Origin of the sequence: Streptomyces tubbatahanensis, from assembly GCF_022699385.1 — a bacterium.
Lineage (GTDB): Bacteria > Actinomycetota > Actinomycetes > Streptomycetales > Streptomycetaceae > Streptomyces > Streptomyces diacarni.
In genome coordinates this window covers 6676742-6696222 of record NZ_CP093846.1, presented here as the reverse complement: position 1 = coordinate 6696222, position 19481 = coordinate 6676742, and the positions used below count along the sequence as shown (strand labels likewise).

Annotated in this window: 14 protein-coding genes and 1 pseudogene; 9 read left to right on the top strand and 6 right to left on the bottom strand. The window is 72.3% G+C overall.

From position 1 onward, the window contains the following. Window positions 1-24: 24 nt before the first annotated feature. A complete protein-coding gene (locus MMF93_RS28655) occupies window positions 25-1230 on the top strand; it encodes an erythromycin esterase family protein (RefSeq protein WP_242755995.1) in 1206 nt (401 codons plus the stop codon). A gap of 85 nt (window positions 1231-1315) precedes the next feature. Here MMF93_RS28655 and MMF93_RS28650 read toward each other — a convergent pair whose 3' ends face one another. Together MMF93_RS28650 and MMF93_RS28645 are read right to left on the bottom strand one after the other, a co-directional pair. Then, complete coding sequence (locus MMF93_RS28650; protein ID WP_423835541.1) at window positions 1316-2797, bottom strand: amino acid permease; 1482 nt, start codon at window positions 2795-2797, stop codon at window positions 1316-1318. 129 nt (window positions 2798-2926) lie between these two features. Then, the gene (locus MMF93_RS28645) at window positions 2927-4735 is read right to left on the bottom strand and encodes an AMP-dependent synthetase/ligase (protein ID WP_242755994.1); all 1809 of its coding nucleotides are present in this window, start codon (window positions 4733-4735) and stop codon (window positions 2927-2929) included. Window positions 4736-4858: 123 nt separating this feature from the next. Here MMF93_RS28645 and MMF93_RS28640 point away from each other — a divergent pair, with 123 nt between their 5' ends. Next, complete coding sequence (locus tag MMF93_RS28640) at window positions 4859-5659, top strand: MerR family transcriptional regulator (RefSeq protein WP_242755992.1); 801 nt, start codon at window positions 4859-4861, stop codon at window positions 5657-5659. A gap of 44 nt (window positions 5660-5703) precedes the next feature. Here the strand turns inward: MMF93_RS28640 and MMF93_RS28635 are convergent, their stop codons facing one another. The 4 genes and pseudogenes from MMF93_RS28635 to MMF93_RS28620 all read right to left on the bottom strand — a co-directional run. After that, window positions 5704-7917 carry a 3-hydroxyacyl-CoA dehydrogenase NAD-binding domain-containing protein gene (locus tag MMF93_RS28635; protein WP_242755990.1) on the bottom strand — a complete coding sequence of 738 codons (2214 nt, stop codon included), beginning with the start codon at window positions 7915-7917 and terminating at the stop codon, window positions 5704-5706. Between the two features lie 59 nt (window positions 7918-7976). Next, window positions 7977-9191: an acetyl-CoA C-acetyltransferase gene (locus MMF93_RS28630; protein WP_242755988.1), complete on the bottom strand. Its 1215-nt coding sequence runs from the start codon at window positions 9189-9191 to the stop codon at window positions 7977-7979. A gap of 55 nt (window positions 9192-9246) precedes the next feature. After that, window positions 9247-10389, bottom strand: a complete 1143-nt coding sequence (locus MMF93_RS28625) for an acyl-CoA dehydrogenase family protein (protein WP_242755986.1) — start codon at window positions 10387-10389, stop codon at window positions 9247-9249. Window positions 10390-10658: 269 nt separating this feature from the next. After that, a pseudogene (locus MMF93_RS28620) lies at window positions 10659-11795 on the bottom strand (CaiB/BaiF CoA transferase family protein); the annotation flags it as partial. A gap of 177 nt (window positions 11796-11972) precedes the next feature. Between MMF93_RS28620 and MMF93_RS28615 the strand changes: the two are divergent. The 7 genes from MMF93_RS28615 (at window position 11973) to MMF93_RS28585 (ending at window position 18932) form a co-directional block, all read left to right on the top strand. Then, window positions 11973-12488, top strand: coding sequence for a DUF1203 domain-containing protein (locus MMF93_RS28615; RefSeq protein WP_242755984.1), 516 nt, complete (start codon window positions 11973-11975; stop codon window positions 12486-12488). Window positions 12489-12775: 287 nt separating this feature from the next. After that, window positions 12776-13672: an SIS domain-containing protein gene (locus tag MMF93_RS28610; protein ID WP_242755982.1), complete on the top strand. Its 897-nt coding sequence runs from the start codon at window positions 12776-12778 to the stop codon at window positions 13670-13672. Window positions 13673-13778: 106 nt separating this feature from the next. Next, complete coding sequence (locus MMF93_RS28605) at window positions 13779-14642, top strand: class II fructose-bisphosphate aldolase (protein WP_242755980.1); 864 nt, start codon at window positions 13779-13781, stop codon at window positions 14640-14642. After that, the gene (locus tag MMF93_RS28600; protein ID WP_242755978.1) at window positions 14639-15454 is read left to right on the top strand and encodes a DeoR/GlpR family DNA-binding transcription regulator; all 816 of its coding nucleotides are present in this window, start codon (window positions 14639-14641) and stop codon (window positions 15452-15454) included. The genes MMF93_RS28605 and MMF93_RS28600 overlap by 4 nt, the downstream gene beginning before the upstream one ends. Before the next feature lie 4 nt (window positions 15455-15458). Then, entirely contained in the window at window positions 15459-16328 is an 870-nt protein-coding gene (locus tag MMF93_RS28595) for an endo alpha-1,4 polygalactosaminidase (RefSeq protein ID WP_242755977.1), read from the top strand. Window positions 16329-16533: 205 nt separating this feature from the next. Next, on the top strand, window positions 16534-18129 hold the full coding sequence (locus MMF93_RS28590) for an acyl-CoA synthetase (RefSeq protein WP_242755976.1): 1596 nt from the start codon (window positions 16534-16536) through the stop codon (window positions 18127-18129). Between the two features lie 239 nt (window positions 18130-18368). Continuing rightward, a complete protein-coding gene (locus MMF93_RS28585) occupies window positions 18369-18932 on the top strand; it encodes a DUF3291 domain-containing protein (RefSeq protein WP_242755975.1) in 564 nt (187 codons plus the stop codon). Window positions 18933-19481: the final 549 nt, after the last annotated feature.

The following is a 19481-nucleotide window of genomic DNA, read 5'->3' as shown; positions in this document are numbered from 1 at the left end:
GAGTTCAACGATACCGTTGAGGGAATGGACACCGGCACCCAGCACACCACGCATCCCGCCGAAGCACGCGCTCTCCTGCGGCTGTTGGAGGGCCGGCCGCGGCTGCTCGCCCTGGGCGAGCCGGCTCACGGTGAGGACACGCTGCTCGACCTGCGCAACGCCCTCTTCCGGCAACTCGTCGAAGAGGAGGGCTACCGGACGATCGCCGTCGAGAGCGACTGCCTGGCGGGCCTGGCCGTGGACGCCTACGTCACCTCGGGCACGGGCGACCTCGACGCGGTCATGGAGCACGGATTCAGCCACGGCTGGGGCGCGTTCGCCGGCAACCGCGCGCTCGTGCGCTGGATGCGCGCCCACAACGAGGACCGCCCGGCCGCCGAGCAGGTGCGCTTCGCCGGTGTCGACGGGCCACTGGAGATATCCGGCGCCGCGAGCCCCCGGCAGGCCCTGACCGCACTGCACGACCACCTCTCGGCGCGGGTTGAGCCGGAACTCCTCCCCTGCACCGCGCGGACGCTCCATGACCTGCTCGGCGCCGACGAGTTGTGGACCGAACCCGCCGCGATGCGGAACCCGGACAGGTCCGTGGGGCGCTCGGCCGAGGCCCAGCGGCTGCGTCTGCTCGCCGACGACCTGGTGGCGCTGCTCGACGCGCGGCTACCGCGTCCGGACACGGCGACCTCGCGCAAGGACTGGGAGCGGGCACGCCTGTACGGACGCACCGCCGTCGGCCTGCTGCGCTACCACTCCTGGATGGCCGACACCTCCAACGGCCGCATGACCCGGCTGTTGGGCCTGCGGGACCAGATCATGGCCGACAACCTCCTGGCTCTCGCCCGGCGGGGCCCGACGCTGGTCTCCGCGCACAACGGCCATCTCCAGCGGGCCAAGAGCGCGATGAGCATGGGCGGCCCGGCGCTGGAGTGGTGGGGCGCCGGCGCGCTCGTCAGCGCGCGGCTGGGCGGCGCTTACGCCTTCGTGGCCACGGCGCTCGGCACGCTCCGGCACCAGGGCGTGGACGTCCCGCCCCCGGACACCGTGGAAGGCCTCCTGTACGCGCTGCCGGAGGATCGCTGCCTGATCGACGCGCCAAAGTGGGCCACTTCCCTGGCCGCGGGGCCGCGGCCCGCCGCCCGCGTCTCCCCCTGGTTCGGCTACTCCCCGCTCGACCCGGCCCACCTGGCCGACCTCGACGGGCTGGTGTTCGTCAAGGACGTCGAACGGGCCTGAGACTCCCGTCCGGGCCCCGGGGCGCGGGGCCCGGGGGTGACCTCCCGGACAGGCTGTGGGCAGCCGGTCCGGGAGGTGCCCCGTGCTACTTCACCTCGCGTTCGGCCGCGGCGGCCCGCACCCGTCCGCGTACGCCGAACCACCCCGCGACCAGCGCGGCGGCGATCACGGGTACGAGCATCACGGTGCGTCGGCCCACGTCGGGGTCCTTCCACATCAGCACGACGACGCCGACCAGGAAGGCGATCGTCACCCACTCGGTGACGGGCGAGAAGGGCAGCCGGAAGGACGGGCGCTCGATCAGCCCGGCCTTGGCGCGCCGTACGAACACCCAGTGGCACAGCATGATGGTGCACCAGGTGCTGATGATGCCGAGCGCGGCGATGTTCAGCACGATCTCGAACGCCTTGCCGGGCACCACGTAGTTGAGCCCGACACCGACGACGCACACGGCCGAGGTCAGCAGGATGCCGCCGTAGGGCACCTGGCTGCGGTTCATCCGGGCGGTGAACTTGGGCGCCGACCCCGACATGGCCATGGAGCGCAGGATGCGCCCGGTGGAGTAGAGCCCGGAGTTGAGGCTGGACATGGCGGCGGTGAGGACGACGAGGTTCATCACGTCGCCCGCGCCGGGCACCCCGAGCTTGGACAGCACGGTCACGAACGGGCTCTCCCCGTCGGCGAACTGGTCCCAGGGCAGCAGCAGCGCGAGCAGCAGCACGGAGCCGACGTAGAAGAAGCCGACACGCCACATGATCGCGTTCACGGCCTTGGGGACGACCTTGTGCGGCTCGGCGGTCTCGCCCGCGGTCACGCCGACCAGTTCGACGCAGGAGTAGGCGAAGACGACGCCCTGCATGACGATGACGACGGGCATCAGACCGCTGGGGAAGATGCCGCCGTGGTCGGTGATCTGGCTGAGCCCCGGGGTGGTGCCGCCGACCTCGTGCTGGGTGGCGAGCAGGACGATGCCGATGCCCATGAAGACCACCAGGGCCGCCACCTTGATCACCGCGAACCAGAACTCCAGCTCGCCGAAGATCTTCACGGAGATCATGTTGATGGCCAGCACCACGGCGAGCGCGATCAGCGCGAGCACCCACTGCGGGATGTCGGTGAAGAAGCTCCAGTAGTGCGTGTAGAGGGCGATGGCGGTGATGTCGGCGATGCCGGTGGTCGACCAGTTGAGGAAGTACATCCAGCCGGCGACGTAGGCGCCCTTCTCGCCCAGGAACTCGCGCGAGTAGGAGACGAAGGAGCCCGAGGAGGGGCGGTGCAGCACCATCTCGCCGAGCGCCTTGACGACGAAGAAGGCGAAGAGGCCGCAGACGGCGTAGGCGATCGCCAGCGCGGGCCCCGCCGAGGCGAGGCGGCCGCCCGCGCCCAGGAACAGACCGGTGCCGATCGCCCCGCCGATGGCGATCATGTTGATGTGGCGCGCCTTGAGGTCTTTGCTGTAGCCGGTGTCCCCGGCGTCCTGCGCCGGCCCGTGGGGGGTCTGCGCTCCGGCCCGGTCACCCCCGCCGGGTTGCGGCGGGATGGCGTCCTGGACGACGTCGTTGCTCACGATCGTTCCAACTCACTTGAGGTTCGGGCGTTGCCGGGCCGGCCGCCGCGAGCACGGCTGCGGACCAAGGCGTCACCTTTCCCTGCACAGGGCAACTATGCGGTGATGCAGGTCACACCGGGGAACATCTCACACACGATCTTTGTAAAGTGCGTCGATCTCGCGGCGGTAGGCGTCGGTGATCACGCGGCGGCGGAGTTTGAGCGAGGGCGTCAGCTCGCCCGTCGCGGGGCTCCACTCGCGCTCCAGGAGGCGGAAGCGCTTGACCTGTTCCGTGCGGTTGAGCCGCGCGTTGGCGGCGGCGACGGCGCGCTCGGCCTCGGCCCGTACGGCCGGGTGGCCGCACAGGGCGCCGCCGGCGGCGTCGATGCCCTGGCGGGCCGCCCAGGCACCGGCCGCCTCGGCGTCCAGTACCAGCAGCGCCACCAGGTAGGAGCGGCCGTCCCCGTGCACCAGTGCCTGCCCGATGAGGGGGTGCTCCTTGAGCGCGTTCTCCACCAGCGCGGGCGAGACGTTCTTGCCCGAGGAGGTGACGATCATGTCCTTCTTGCGGTCGGTCAGCCACAGGAAGCCGTCGTCGTCGACGCGGCCGATGTCGCCGGTGGCGAACCAGCCGTCCGCGTCGGTGGCGGGCTCGACGGAGCCGTCGGGGCGCAGGTAGCCCTCGAAGACGGTGGTGCCGCGCACCTCGATCTCGCCGTCCTCGGCCGTACGGATCTCGGTGCCCTCAAGGGGCCGGCCGACGGAGCCGATCCGGAAGGCGCCGGGTCCGTTGAGGGTGAGCGCCCCGGTCGTCTCCGTCAGCCCCCACGCGTCCATGATCGCGATGCCGAAGCCCGCCCAGAAGTCGAGCACGTCCGGCGGCATGGGCGCCGATGCGCTGGCCGTCCACACCAGCGACTCGAAGCCCGCCTGCGCCAGCAGCGGCTCGATCACCTCGCCCCTGGCCTGCGCGTAGGCCGCCGCCAGCTCGGGCTCGGGCGCCTGCCCGCGCTCCCGGCAGCGCACGTGGGCGCGCGCCACCTCGCCGGCGGCCGCGACGGCGGCGCGCCGCTCCGGCGCGAGCGCCTCCACGCCGGCGCGCAGCGAGGCGGCGAGCTTCTCCCAGATCCTGGGTACGCCGAAGAACTCGGCGGGGTGCAGCCCGCGGGCCAGCGGGGCGAGTCGCGCCGGGTCCGCGCACAGGTGGACGTGGGAGGCGCGGAAGACGGGCAGGTAGATGCCCAGCATCCGTTCGGCGATGTGGGCGAAGGGCAGGTAGCACAGGTGGTCGGCGTGGTCGGGCAGCTCGGCGACCTGGTCGAGCGCGAGGGCGTTGAGGACGACGTTGCGGTGGCTGATCACCACGCCCTTGGGGGCTCCTGTGGTGCCGGAGGTGTAGACGACGGTCACCGGGTCCTGGGAGCGCACCCGGCGCCAGGTCTGCTCGAAAAGCGACGGCTCGTACGAGCGCGGCAGCGTGTTCCAGGCGGTGTGCGGGCCCACGGCGTCCCCGTCCGCCACGACGAGCCGCTGGGGGCCGAGGGAGGCGGGCAGCCGTTCCCAGCGCTCGCGTTCCGCGGCTCCGCCGATGACGGCGAGCCGCGCCCGTGAGTGGCGCACGATGTGGGCGATCTGCTCGGGGGCGGCGGTCTGGTACACCGAGACGGGGACGGCGCCCAGGTGGACGAGGGCGAGGTCGGTGAGCCAGTGCTCGGGGCGGTTGCCCATCATGAGCAGGACGTGGTCACCGGGGGTGACGCCCAGCGCGGTGAGCCCGGCAGCCACCTCGGCGATCCGGTGGCGGGCCTGGGCCCAGGTCAGGGTGGTGCGCGTGCCGTCGTCGGCGTACCAGGACAGGGCCGGAAGGTCGCCGTGGTCCTCCACGTCGCGCAGCAGCAGATCGCAGAGGGTCAGTGCGGAGGGGGTGTCGCCGGGGAGTCGCAGGAGCGTGGTCATGGCACCTCCGGAAGCCGAAAGACGCCTGCGAAGGTTTCACACGAGTGGTGCGACAGCAATACTGTTGAACGTGATCGGTACGGACGGCGGGCCGCTGACGCGGCGGTGAGGAAGGCGCGGCACATGGAGCGACAGGACGGGACGACGGACGCGCTCACCGACCAGCTCACCGTCGACCAGCTCGCGGCCCGCGCGGGGGTGACCGTTCGCACCATCCGTTTCTACAGCACCCGGGGCCTGCTGCCACCGCCCACGATCGGCCCCCGCCGCGTCGGCAGGTACGGGCCCGAACACCTCTCCCGGCTGGCGCTCATAGAGGAGCTGCAGAACCAGGGCATGACGCTGGCCGCCATCGAGCGCTACCTCCAGCGGCTCCCCGACGACATCAGCGCCCACGACCTGGCCATCCACCGGGCCGTGGTCGCTTCCTGGACACCCGACACGGTGGACGAGACGACACGCGGCCAGCTTCGGGCGCGCGTCGGACGGGAGCTGACGGACGACGACCTGAACCGGCTGGAGGCGATGAGCGTGCTCGCCCGCACGGAAGAACCCGACGTCTTCCGGGTCGATCCCGCGATGCTCCAACTCGGGGTGCGGCTGCTGGACGTGCCGATCTCCCAGGAGGCGATCCTGGCCGCCCGCGAGGTGATGCTGGAGCACACCCGCTCGGCGGCGCGTGAGCTGAGCCGCCTGTTCAAGAGGGAGGTCTGGGACCCCTACCGGGAGCAGGAGTCGGACCCTGAGCGGCTGGAGCGGATGAAGTCGCTGTCCGCGCACATGCAGCCGATGGTGGTGCAGGCCCTGGTGACCACCTTCCAGCGCTCCATGAAGGAGGAGCTGCGGGAGGCCTTCCCGCAGGAGAGCGCCCCGCAGCCGGACGCGGAGCCCGAGCCCGCGGCCTCGGGCCCCGCGCCGCGGTGACGCGGGGGCCGGCCGCCTGCCCCCGCGCGCGGTGACACGGGCCGTCAGTCGGCGAAGGTCTCACCCTTCGCCGCCTTCTCCTCCAGCAGCGCGGGCACCGCAAACCGCTCCCCGTAGCGCGCGCCCAGCTCGCGGGCGCGGGCGACGAACCCGGCCGGACCGCCCTCGTAGCCGTTGATGTACTGGATGACGCCGCCCGTCCAGGCGGGGAAGCCGATGCCCATGATGGAGCCGATGTTGGCGTCGGCGACCGTGGTGAGCACGCCCTCCTCGAACAGCCGCACGGTGTCCAGCGCCTCGGCGAAGAGCATCCGCTCCTGCATGTCCGCGAACGGGATGTCGGTGCCGCCCTCCTGTGCGCCCTGCCTGGTGAAGTGGACACGCAGGCCCGGCCAGAGCCCGACGCGCTTGCCGTTCTCGTCGTAGTCGTAGAACCCGGCCCCGCCGCTGCGCCCGGTGCGGCCGAACTCGTCGACCATGCGGTCCAGTACGGCGTCCGCCGGGTGCGCGGGCAGGTCCTTGCCCTCGGCGCGCAGGGCCTGGCGCGTCTCGTCGCGGATCCTGCGCGGCAGCGTCAGGGTGAGCTCGTCCATCAGGGAGAGCACCTTGGCCGGGTAGCCGGCCTGCGCGGCGGCCTGCTCGACGGTGGCCGGGTCCACGCCCTCGGCGAGCAGCGCGACGCCCTCGTTGATGAAGTGCCCGATGACACGGGAGGTGAAGAACCCGCGCGAGTCGCCCACGACGATCGGGGTCTTGCGGATCTGCTGCACGAGGTCGAAGGCGCGGGCCAGCGCCTCGTCGCCGGTCTCGCGGCCCTTGATGATCTCGACGAGCGGCATCTTGTCGACGGGCGAGAAGAAGTGCAGCCCGATGAAGTCCCGCTGCCGCTCCACGCCTTCGGCCAGGTCGGTGATGGGCAGGGTGGAGGTGTTGGAGCACAGCAGCGCGTCGGGGGCGACGATGCCCTGGATCTCCTGGAAGACCTTGTGCTTGAGCGCCGGGTCCTCGAACACCGCCTCGATCACCGCGTCGCAGCCGGCCACGTCCTGCGGATCGGCGGTGGGCGTGATGCGGGCCAGCAGGGCGTCCCGCTTGGCCTCGGTCGTCTTCCCCCGCTTGAGCGCCTTGTCCAGCAGCCCCGCCGAGTACGCCTTGCCCTTGTCGGCCGCCTCCCGCGAGACGTCTTTGAGGACCACCTCGATGCCCGCCTTGGCGCAGGAGTAGGCGATCCCGGCGCCCATCATCCCGGCACCGAGTACGGCGACCTTCGCCACCTTCCGCTCCGGGACGCCGTCCGGCCTGCTGCGGCCCGCGTTGACGGCCTGGAGGTCGAAGAAGAACGCCTGGATCATGTTGGTGGAGATCTGCCCGCAGGCCAGCTCCACGAAGTAGCGCGCCTCGATCACCTGCGCCGTCTCGAAGTCCACCTGGGAGCCCTCGACCGCCGCCGCCATGATGTTGCGCTGCGCCGGGTAGGGGGCGCCACCGGTCTGCTTCTTCAGGTTGGCGGGGAAGGCGGGCAGGTTCTCGGCGAACTTCGGGTGCGCGGGCGTCCCGCCGGGGATCCGGTAGCCCTTCTCGTCCCAGGGCTGGCGTGCCTCGGGGTTGGCCTCGATGAAGGCGCGCGCCGCGGCCAGCATCTCCTCGCGCGTCTGCACGACCTCGTGGACGAGCCCGACCTCCTTGGCACGCGCCGGGTGGTACTGCTGCCCCTGGAGCAGCACGTTCAGCAGCGCGTCCGTGACGCCGAGCAGCCGCACCGTACGGGTGACGCCGCCGCCCGCGGGCAGCAGGCCGAGCGTGGCCTCGGGGCAGCCGATCTTCGAGCCTTTCGCGTCGAGCGCCACCCGGTGGTGGCAGGCGAGCGCGATCTCCAGGCCGCCGCCGAGCGCGGCCCCGTTGACGGCGGCCACGACGGGCACGCCGAGGGTCTCGATCCGGCGCAGATCGCGCTTGATGCGCATACCGTTGTCGAAGACCTGCTGGGCGTCGCCTGGCCGGGCCTGGATGAGCAGGCGCAGGTCGCCGCCCGCGAAGAACGTCTTCTTCGCGGAGGTCATGATGACGCCGCGCACGCTCTCGCGTGCGGCCTCCAGCCGGTCGGCGGTCGCGGTCAGCGACGCCTGGAAGGCCGCGTTCATGGTGTTGGCCGACTGGTCGGGGTCGTCGAAGGTCAGCGTGACGATGCCGTCACCGTCCTGGTCCCAGCGGATGGTCGACGAGGCGGTGGTTTCGGTGCTTTCAGCGGATCGTGGCATGGCTTGGTCTCCGGTTCCGGGATGCGGGGCTTGGTGTGGGTGCGCGGGACGCGGCGTGACTACAGCCGCTCGACCACGGTGGCGACTCCCATGCCACCCCCCACGCACAGCGTGACCAGCCCGTACCGCTGGTCGGTCCGCTCCAACTCGTCCACGCACGTGCCGAGCAGCATCGCCCCTGTGGCGCCCAGCGGGTGGCCCATCGCGATGGCGCCGCCGTTGACGTTGATCTTCTCCAGCGGGATGCCCAGATCCCGCTGGAACCGCAGGACGACGGCGGCGAACGCCTCGTTCATCTCCGCGACGGCGATGTCGTCCGCCGTCAGCCCGGCCTTGGCCAGGGCCTTGCGGCAGGCCGGCGCGGGACCCGTCAGCATGATCGTCGGGTCGGCTCCCGAGACGGCCACCGAGACGATCCGGGCGCGCGGACGGAGCCCGTACCGCTTGCCGACCTCCTCGTTGCCGATCGCGACCAGCGCGGAACCGTCCACGATGCCCGAGGAGTTGCCCGCGTGGTGCACGTGGTCGATCTTCTCGACCCAGTGGTACTTCTGCAGCGCGACGGCGTCGAAGCCGCCCATGTCGCCGATCGCCGCGAACGACGGCTTGAGAGACGCGAGCGTGTCGGCCGTCGTGCCGGGGCGGATGTGCTCGTCCTGGTCCAGGACGGTCAGCCCGTTGCGGTCGCGCACGGGTACGACGGAGCGCTCGAAGCGGCCGTCCTTCCAGGCGTGGGCGGCCAACTCCTGCGAGCGGGCCGCGTACTCGTCCACGTCCCTGCGGCTGAAGCCCTCGACGGTGGCGATCAGGTCGGCGCCGATGCCCTGGGGGACGAACCCGGTGTCCCAGTTGGTCAGCGGATCGTTGAACCAGGCCCCGCCGTCGCTGGCCATCGGCACCCGCGACATGGACTCCACGCCGCCGGCCAGCACCAGGTCCTCCCAGCCCGAGCGGACCTTGGCCGCGGCCATGTTGACCGCCTCCAGACCCGAGGCGCAGAAGCGGTTCTCCTGGACGCCCGCGACCGTGTCCGGCAGCCCGGCGGCCAGCGCGGCGATCTTGGCGATGTCCGAGCCCTGGTCGCCGACGGGGCCGACGACGCCGAGCACGATGTCGTCGATGGCCTGCGGGTCCAGGTCCGGCATGCGGCGGCGCAGCTCGTCGATGAGGCCGACGACCAGGTCGACGGGCTTGGTGCCGTGCAGGGCGCCGTTGGCCTTGCCGCGCCCGCGCGGGGTGCGGATGGCCTCGTACACGTACGCTTCTGAGCTCACGAGGGGTGCCTTTCGTGGGGATACGGGATCAGGCGGTGGGAGCCGGTGGCCGTCGTCAGCTGAGCAGCGACCTGCCGATGATCTCCTTCATGATCTCGGTGGTCCCGCCGTAGATGGTCTGGATGCGGCCGTCCGTGAACGCCTTGGCGACCGGGTACTCGTTCATGTATCCGTACCCGCCGTGCAGTTGCAGACAGCGGTCCGCCGCCCGCTTCTGCAACTCGGTCGCCCACCACTTGGCCATGGAGGCGTGCACCGCGTCCAGCTCGCCCTTGGCGTGGTCGGCGATGCAGCGGTCGAGGAACGCACGGGTGACGGCGCACTCGGTGGCCAGCTCGGCGATCTCGAAGCGCACGTGCTGGAGCCTGCCGAGCGGACGGCCGAACGCGGTGCGCTCCTTGACGTACGCGGTGGTGATCTCCAGCAGGTGTTCGGCCGCGGCGATCCCCGCGACGGCGATCGCCATGCGCTCCTGGGCGAGGTTGGTCATCAGGTGGACGAAGGCGCCGTTGACCTCCCCGAGCAGGTTCTCCTTGGGGACACGCACGTCGGTGAAGAACAGCTCGGCCGTGTCCTGCGCCTTCTGGCCGATCTTGTCGAGGTTGCGGCCCCGTTCGAAGCCGTCCATGCCGCGCTCGACCACCAGCAGGCTCAGCCCGTGCGCGCCGCCCTCGGGCGTCGTCCTGGCCGCGACGACCACGAGGTCGGCCAGGATGCCGTTGGAGATGAACGTCTTGGAGCCGTTCAGCAGCCAGTGGTCGCCCTTGTCCTCGGCCGCGGTGCGGATGCCCTGCAGATCGGAGCCCGCGCCGGGCTCCGTCATGGCGAGGGCGGTGATGATCTCGCCCGAACAGAAGCCGGGCAGCCAGCGCCGCTTCTGCTCGTCGGTGGCCAGCGAGGTGAGGTAGGGGCCGACGATGTCGTTGTGCAGCCCGATGGCCAGGCCCGGCGCGCCCGCGCGGGTGAACTCCTCGGCCAGCACCGCCGCGTAGCGGAAATCGGCCTCTCCCCCACCGCCGTACTCCTCGGGCACGGCAGGACCCAGCAGCCCCTGCCGTCCGGCCGCCCGCCACACCTCGCGCGAGACGACGCCGTCCTGCTCCCACCGGGCGTAGTGCGGTTCGACCTCCTTGGCCAGGAAGGTGCGGACGGTCCGCCGGAACGCCTCGTGGTCCTCGGTGAAGATCTGGCGCTTCATGTCGTGGGGTGCTCTCCTTCGAACGTGTCGGCGGGCTCCGACGCGGGTGCCTCCCACGAGGGGGCCGGCCCGTCGGGCGTGCCGGACGGGGCCTCTGATGTGTCACGCATGGCCCCCGCCGCCTCGCCCGGGACCTCGGGCGTCTCGCCCGGGACCTCGGGCGTCTCGCCCGGGACCTCGGGCGTCTCGCCCGGGACCTCGGGCGTGCCGGAGGCCGGCCGGGCGTCTCCGGCGGAGGAGGCGGATGCGTCGGAGGCGGCCGAGAGAGCCAGGGAGGGGACGTTCCAGTCGCGGGCGACCTCGGCGGTGTGCGCGCCGGGCCTGGCCGGGCCCGCGTACACGCCCGTGGGCGTCGCGGAGAATCGGGGGGCCGGGGCCGGCTGGGTGAGGCCGTCGTGCTCCAGATAGGTGCCGCGAGCCGCCAGATGCGGATGGGCGGGCGCCTCGGTGAGGGAGAGCACGGGGGCCACACAGGCGTCCGAGCCCTGGAAGACCTCGGTCCACTCCGCGCGCGTACGGGAGGCGAACCGCGCGGCGATCAGCGCGCGCAACTCCCCCCAGGCCGCCACGTCCTCGCGGGGCGGCGCCTCGTCGGCGATGCCCAGGAGTTCGGCGAACCGCGCGTAGAACCGCGGCTCCAGCGCGCCCACGGCCATGAAGCCCCCGTCGGACGTCGCGTAGGTGCCGTAGAAGGGGCAGCCGCCGTCCAGCAGGTTGGCCGCCCGGCGGTCCTGCCAGCCGCCCGCCGCGAGCATCCCCTGGATCATCGCGGTCAGGTGACTGGTGCCGTCCACGATGGCCGCGTCCACGACCTGTCCCTCGCCCCGCGGCCCGCGTGCGTGGTGCAGGGCGGACAGGATGCCGATGACGAGGTAGAGGGAGCCGCCCGCGTAGTCGCCCAGCAGATTGGCCGGGGCGACGGGCGGGCCCTCGGCGGGCCCCGTCATACCGAGGGCGCCGGTGACGGCGATGTAGCCGATGTCGTGCCCGGCGCGCTCGGCGAGCGGCCCTTCCTGCCCCCAGCCGGTCATCCTGGCGTACACCAGGCGCGGGTTGCGGGCGAGGCAGTCGTCCGGACCGACGCCGAGCCGCTCGGCCACCCCGGGGCGGAACCCCTCGATCAGCACGTCCGCCCGGTCGGTCAGCGCGAGGGCGGCCTCGCGGCCCTCCTCGTCCTTGAGGTCGAGCAGGACGGACCTCTTGTTGCGGTTCGTCACGTCGTACTCCGCCGGGATGGCCAACGAACCGCCGCCCGGACGCTCGACACGGACGACGTCGGCCCCCAGGTCGGCGAGCGTCATCGCCGCGAAAGGCCCTGGTCCGATCCCGGCCAGTTCCACCACGCGCACCCCGCTCAGCGGGCCGCGGACGGGTTTGCGCTCCGCCGCTTCTCGCGCTGCCGCCATCGAGCCCCCAGCACTGTGACACAAATGATGTAACACCGAGGATGCTATGGACACCGTTCCCGATCCACAAGCCCTTGCCCGGCAGCTGAGCCGCGCACCCCGGGGACCTGGCTCGCGGCGAAGGCCACGTCCGGATGGCGCCAGCGGGAAGGCACCCCGCAGCGGGAGGCTCGCCCCATGACGACGCACTACACGATCCTGGCCCTCGCGCCCGGCACCCTCGCGGAGCTGCGGACGCGTGACGACGCCGGCGCCCCGCCCCGCACCGTGACCGACGCCGAAGGCGGCACCCCCCTCCGCTGCTGCCTGCGGCGGAGCGAACCGCACGAGACGCTCGCCCTCGTCTCCTACGCGCCACTGCGCCGCTGGGCCCGCGAGACCGGCGCGGACCCCGGCCCCTACGACGAGGTGGGCCCGGTCTTCATCCACCCGGCGGACTGCGGCGGCTGGACGGACAGCCGGGACGGCGCCTACCCCGCCGCCATGCGGGGCGCCCGCCGGGCACTGCGCGCCTACTCCGCCGAAGGCCGCATCACGGGCGGACTCCTGGTGGAAGAGGGGCGAAAGGACGCCCCCACGATCGAGGAATCCCTGACCCGGCTGTACGCCGATCCGCTCGTGGCGGCGGTCCATGTACGCGCCGTCGAATACGGCTGCTTCCACGCCGAGACACGGCGGTCGGCGACGCGGTGAGCCGGGGTGGGCGTCACCTCCTCGCCCAACCCGGCCGCAGCACAGCGGCCCTCCATCCCGGCGGGTACCGGCGCGGCGGCTACCAGTCCGGTGGCAACCAGCGCGGCGGCCGTCACCGCGGCGACCGGCCCGGCGGCACGCGCGGGAGGCAAGCGCGTACGGCGTTCACTCGGGCGTGGGATGGACAGCGCAGCGTCTGATGCGTAAAGTTGCGTGAAAGTCAGTTGTTTCATGCATCTTCACGCAACGGGCCTGCAAGGGCCCGCTCCCAGGAGGGGTGCTCGCACATGGGCGAGACGTCGTACATGGAGCAGGAGCTGCGCAGCCAGCCGGAGACGTGGCGGGCCGCGGCGAGGATCGGCTCCGGGGACAACCCGCTGCCCGCGGCGGGCGCACGCGTGGCCGTCGTCGGCTGCGGTACATCCTGGTTCATGGCCCAGGCATACGCAGCCCTGCGGGAAGGCTCCGGGCAGGGCGTGACGGACGCCTTCGCCGCTTCGGAGGCCTTCCTCGGCAAGGCGCGCGGTTATGACGCGGTGGTCGCCATCACCCGTTCCGGTACCACGACCGAAGTGCTGCGTTTGCTGGAGGAGCTGCGCGGCGGCACCCCCACCGTGACGGTGCTGGGAGATGAGGACACCCCCGCCACCTCCCTCTCGGACGAGACGGTCGCGCTCCCGTTCGCCGACGAGAAGTCCGTGGTGCAGACGCGGTTCGCCACCTCGGCCCTCGCTCTGCTCCGCGCCCACCTGGGCGAGGACCTGAGCAGCGCGGTCGGCGACGCGGAGGCGGCGCTGACCGCCCCGCTGGAGCAGGAGTGGCTGGATGCCGAGCAGTTCAGCTTCCTCGGCACGGGCTGGACGTTCGGGCTGGCCAACGAGGCGGCGCTCAAGATGCGGGAGGCGTCCCAGAGCTGGACGGAGTCCTACCCCGCCATGGAGTACCGGCACGGGCCGATAGCCATCGCCGCGCCCGGGCGGGTCACCTGGCTCTTCGGCCAGGCGCCCGAAGGGCTTCAAGGCGACGTCGAGGCGACGGGCGCCCGGTTCGTGCACCACGGCGGCCGTGACCCGCTGGCCGATCTGGTCCTGGTGCACCGCGTCGCGCTGGAGCGGGCGCGCGCCCGGGGGCTCGACCCGGACAACCCGCGGAGCCTGACGCGTTCGGTGATGCTGGACGGCTGAGCCGGCCGGAGGGCACCCCGCCCGCTCCGGGACTCGCCCGCTCCGGGCTCACCGCGCTCCGAGCCTCTCCCCGCCCAGCCCGTCCCACCCGCCCAAGGAGTCCCCGATGCCCCTCGTTTCCACCGGCTCGATCCTCGCCGACGCCCGCGCGGCGGGCACCGGTGCCGCCGCCTTCAACGTCATCCACCTGGAGACGGCGGAGGCGCTGGTCGCCGCCGCCGACGCCACCGGTATACCGCTGATCCTCCAGATCAGCGAGAACTGCGTCCGGTACCACGGCAGCCTGCTGCCGATCACCCGGGCCTCGCTCGCGCTGGCGGAGGCCGCGCGGACGAACGTCTCGGTGCATCTGGACCACATCACCGACGCGGAGCTGGTCCACCAGGGCGTCGCGGCGGGGGTGGGCTCCGTGATGATCGACGCCTCCACGCTGCCGTACGCGCGCAACGTCGAGACGACGGCACGGCTGACGGCCTGGTGCCACGACCGTGACGTGTTCGTGGAGGCGGAGCTGGGCGAGGTGGGCGGCAAGGACGGGGTGCACGCGCCGGGCGTGCGGACCGACCCCGAGGAGGCGCTGGCGTTCGTGGCGGCCACGGGGGTGGACGCCCTGGCCGTCGCGGTCGGCTCTTCGCACGCGATGCGGGAGCGCACGGCGAAGCTGGACCTGGAGCTGATCGGGAGGCTGCGGGAGAAGCTGCCGGTCCCGCTGGTGCTGCACGGCTCCTCGGGGGTTCCGGACGAGGAACTGCGCGCGGCCCTCGCCGCCGGGATGACCAAGATCAACATTTCGACGCATCTCGTGTCGGTCTTCACCCGGGGGGTGCGTAAGGTACTGGAGGCCGACCCCGCGCTCATCGACTCGCGCAAGTACGTTGCCCCGGCGCGGGACGCGGTCCGGAGCGAGGCGGCGCGTCTGCTCCATGTACTGGGGGGCGGAGGGGTGGGAGAAGGAGAAGACGTCAGGTGAAGCGCCATGAGCGGATGAACGCGCTTTTGGAGTTGCTCGGTGAGCGCGGCAGCATGGAGGTCGAGGAGGCCGCCACGGCTCTGGAGGTCTCCGCGGCGACGACGCGGCGCGACATGGACGCGCTCGCCGAGCAGCAGCTCCTCACCCGCACCCGGGGCGGTGCGGTCCTCAGCGCGGTGACCTACGACCTGCCCATCCGCTACAAGCGCGGGCACCACGTGGGGGCGAAGCAGTCGCTGGCCAGGGCGGCGGCCGCGATGGTGGAGCGCGGCAGCGTGGTGGGCCTCAGCGGGGGGACGACGACGACGGAGATCGCCCGCGCCCTGGTGACGCGCGCCGACCTGGCCGAACCGAACCCGCAGCCGCATCTGACGATCGTGACGAACGCGCTGAACATCGCCTACGAGCTGGCGGTCAGGCCCCAGGTCAAAACGGTGCTGACGGGTGGGGTGGCACACTCCCGCACGTTCGAGCTGACCGGCCCCTACAGCGAGTTGATGCTCGGTGAGATCACCGTGGACATCGCCTTCATCGGGGCCAACGGCATGGATCCCAGGACGGGCGCCACCGTGCACGACGAGGCGGAGGGCCGGATCAACGGCCTGATGGCCCGGCATGCCGAGCGGGCCGTCGTGGTGACGGACTCCTCCAAGGCCGGTGTCCGGTGCTTCGCCCGGATCGGCGGGCCGGAGCTCTTCGACACGTTCCTCACCGACAGCGGCCTTCCCGAGCCGATGCGTCGGAAGTTCGAGGAGCAGGGCCTGCCGACGGTGCTGGCCGAGCCCGACCCCGACGAGGACGGGGGCAGGTAGCCGCATGCGCACCACACTCGCTCTCACCGCTCGGCGGAGCCGGCGGGCGGTGGCGGTCGCGCTCGCCGCCGTCCTCACGGCCGCGGCCCTCGCCGGCTGCTCCGGCGCGCGGGGCGCGGCTCCCCCCGACGAGGGCACGCGGGAGGCGGCCAAGGGGATGCACCGGCCACCGGTCCGTGCCGGGTTCGACTACCAGATCGGCGGCGGCTACCCCTCACCTTCCGGCGTGCGCGTCGTCTCCCGGGACCGGGGCGACAGCGCGCAGTCGGGGAAGTACAACATCTGTTACGTCAACGCCTTCCAGGCGCAGCCCGACGCGCTCGGCTGGTGGCAGCGGCACCACCCCCGCCTTCTCCTGCGCGACGAGGACGGCGAGCCGGTGCTGGACCACGACTGGGACGAGGCGCTGTTCGACCTGACCACGGCCGAGCGGCGCGAGGAACTGGCGCGCCTCGTCGGCCGGTGGATCGACGGCTGTGCGGACAAGGACTTCCAAGCGGTCGAGCTGGACAACCTGGACTCCTACGAGCGCTCCGGCGGCCGGCTCGACCACGCCGACAACGCCGCGTTCGCCGCGCTGCTGACCCGGCGCGCGCACCGGGCCGGGCTGGCTGCGGGCCAGAAGAACGCGGCGGAGCTGCTGCCCCGGCGCGCCCGCATGGGCTTCGACTTCGCGGTGACGGAGGAGTGCGGGCAGTACGACGAGTGCGAGCAGTACGCGGCGGCGTACGACGACCGGGTGCTGGATGTCGAGTACGGCGCCAAGGGGCTGGCGGCGGCGTGCCGTCAGTGGGGCGAGCAGATATCGATCGTCCGCCGCGATCTGGATGTGCTGCCCGAGGGCCACAAGGGCCACGTGTCCGAGCGCTGCTGAGGGGGCTGCTCGCCCTGAGGTGGGGACGGGCCGCTCGCCCCCCGTGGCGGGGAGGGGCGGTCGGTCCGGCAGGGGGCGGTCGGTCCGGTAGGGGGTGCGGGGGCCGAGTCGGGGTGTCGGCGGGGTGCCGGCGGTAGTGACCCGGGAGCGGCACGGCGCGACACTGGGCTGATGCCCTGTCAGGACCGTCGGAGGGACACCGCCCATGTACCCGGGAGTCCACGCGTCCGCTCGACCCGACAAGCCCGCCGTCATCGTCGCCCGCACGGGACGGGTGGTCACCTACCGGGAGTTGGAGGAACGCTCCCTCCGGCTCGCGAACCATGTGCGCGCGGCAGGCCTGGTAGCCGGCGATCATCTCGCGCTGGTGTCCGACAACGACCCGCGGTGCCTGGAGGTCTACTGGGCGGCGCTGCGCTCCGGTCTCTACGTCACCGCCGTCAACAGTCATCTGACGGCCGACGAGGCCGCCTACATCGTGCGGGACTGCGGCGCGCGGATGATGATCGTCTCGGCGGCCCTGCCCGAACTGGCGGCCGAGCTCGCCCCGCGCACGCAGCAGGTGCGGGAGCGGCTGGCGTACGGACCTCGGGAGGATCTGCCGGGCGAGGCGGCCGTCTACGACGACTACGAGCGGGTGCTGGCGGCGGCGTCGCCTCAGCCGCCCGCACGCCAGCCGCGGGGTGCGGACATGCTCTACTCATCGGGGACCACGGGCCGCCCCAAGGGGATTCGGCCACCACTGTCAGGTGACGACCTCACCGACTCGCCCCATCCGCTGGCCGTGCTCTTCTCCGAGCTGTACGGCTTCGACACCGGCACCGTCTACCTCTCCCCCGCTCCGCTCTACCACGCGGCGCCGCTGCGCTTCTGTGCGGTCGTCACCGCGGCGGGCGGGACGGTGGTGCTGATGGACGCGTTCGACGCCGCCGGGGCCCTGGAGGCGATCGAACGCTACCGCGTCACGCACAGCCAGTGGGTGCCGACGATGTTCGTCCGCATGCTGAAGCTGCCCGAGGCGGAACGGGCGCGCTACGACGTGTCCTCACTGCGGGTGGCGATCCACGCCGCCGCTCCGTGCCCCGCCGAGGTGAAGCGCCGCATGATGGAGTGGTGGGGCCCGGTCCTGTACGAGTACTACGCCGCGACGGAGGGCAACGGACTGACCGTCATCACCCCCCAGGAGTGGCTGCGCAAGCCGGGCTCGGTCGGCAGGTCGGGGCCGCTGGGCGAGGTGAGGGTCTGCGCGGACGACGGCACGGAGGTGGCGGCGGGGACGACGGGGACCGTCTACTTCGCCCGCGAGGAACTGCCGTTCACCTACCACAACGATCCGGACCGCACCGCCGAGGCCCGGCATCCGCTGCATCCGGCGTGGACGACGACGGGGGACATCGGCCATGTCGACGAGGACGGGTATCTCTTCCTCACGGACCGCGCGGCGTTCACCATCATCTCGGGTGGCGTGAACATCTATCCGCAGGAGATCGAGGACTGTCTCGCTCTGCATCCGAAGGTCGCCGACGTGGCCGTGATCGGCGTGCCGGACGCGGAGATGGGCGAGTCGGTGCACGCCGTCGTCGAAGCCGAGCCGACGGCTCCGGCGCGCCCTGAGGGCTGGGAGGGCCCGGAAGGTTCGCACGAGCCGGGGCTTGAGGGCGAGTTGCTGGCGTACCTGCGGGAGCACCTCGCCGGGTACAAGGTGCCCCGCTCGCTGGAGTTCACCGACCGTCTGCCGCGTACCCCCACGGGAAAGCTGGCCAAGGGAGCCCTGCGGCGGGCGCGTTCAGGCTGCCGGTAAGAGGCCATCCGGGCGGGGAAAACGCAACTTCGACAGGGCCCGCACAGGCAGCTACCTTCACCTGGTCCTCGGCGATCGCCCACGGTCGCACGGGTGTTGCTTCACGCTGAGGCGCACGCAGCGGAGTGAGCCGGTCACGCCCCACGACTCCTCACCCCTGCCGGAAGCCACCGAACCGGCTCCACCTCAGGCACGCCCGTACCCCCGCACGCCCCGCAACGCCAACCAGGGAGAGACGCATGTCCCATCTTGCGCTGTACACGTTCGGCGTCCTGACGTCACCTCTCGCTGATCCCGGACCTGCTACGCGCGAGTTCTACGACATCGGTGAGACCGTCTACCGGACGATGAGCCGGCACCCCGGCTACCTTGCGCGCGCCGAGGCGGCGGACGGCGACCGGGGCGTGTTCTTCGAGGCGGACTGGGGCGCGTGGGGGGAGTTCGCCGTACCCAGCTGGTACGGCAAGGGCCGTACGGCGGAAACCATCGCCCTGGCCACGACCCTCTCGCTCTGGACCGGCCTGCGCCCCGCCTTCGACGCCATCTACACCGGCGTGCACCGTGCGGCGCTGAACCGGCGCTACGACTGGTTCGAGAGGGCGGAACACCCCGGCTACGTCTTCTGGTGGGTCTCCGAGGGCGCGACCCCCACCTGGCGGGACGGCGTCGCCCGGCTGGAACACCTCCACGACCACGGCCCCGCGCCGCACGCCTTCACCTTCCGCCATGCGTTCACCCCGGAGGGGACTCCGACCAGCGTCAAAGGCAGCGGGCCCCGGAGCGACCGTGCTGCGGCCCGATGACGCGCGGCAGTGCGCGCCCATCCGGCGCGTCGGTGCCTCCAGCGAAGACCGTTGCCCTCCGTCGTAGGAGAAAAGGGCTGCTTGTCGTAGGAGGAGAGGGCTGCCTTCTCCGGCCCCGGAGCGCCGCCGCGCGGACACAACGCCGCGCTGGTCGCTCCGCTCCGTGAGCCGGCGGCTGATCCGAGAAGAACGCCACCGTCGCGCAGCCGGCCGTCGCGTCGGGCGCGGCCCGGTAGCGGCCCCCGCCGCGGGCGGCACCGTGGAGGACGAGCCGCGCCACGCCGGGCCGGCCCCACAGCGAACAGGCGGCATCCCGGCGAATCGGGCCCACGCCCGGGGCTGCCCCGACCCGGGGCCCGGGGTCAGGGCGCGCCCTGGCCCCGGGCGGCCCCCGGCCGCGCAGCGGCTCCACCTCATGGCCCGCCCGCCCCGGCCGGAGTCATCCCGGCCGGGCCCGCCCCGGCGGGCACCGCCCCCGAGGGAGCCGCGAGGCGTACGCCCGGGCACGGCACCCGCACGGAGTAGCCGCCAGCGCGGACCGCGGCCCTC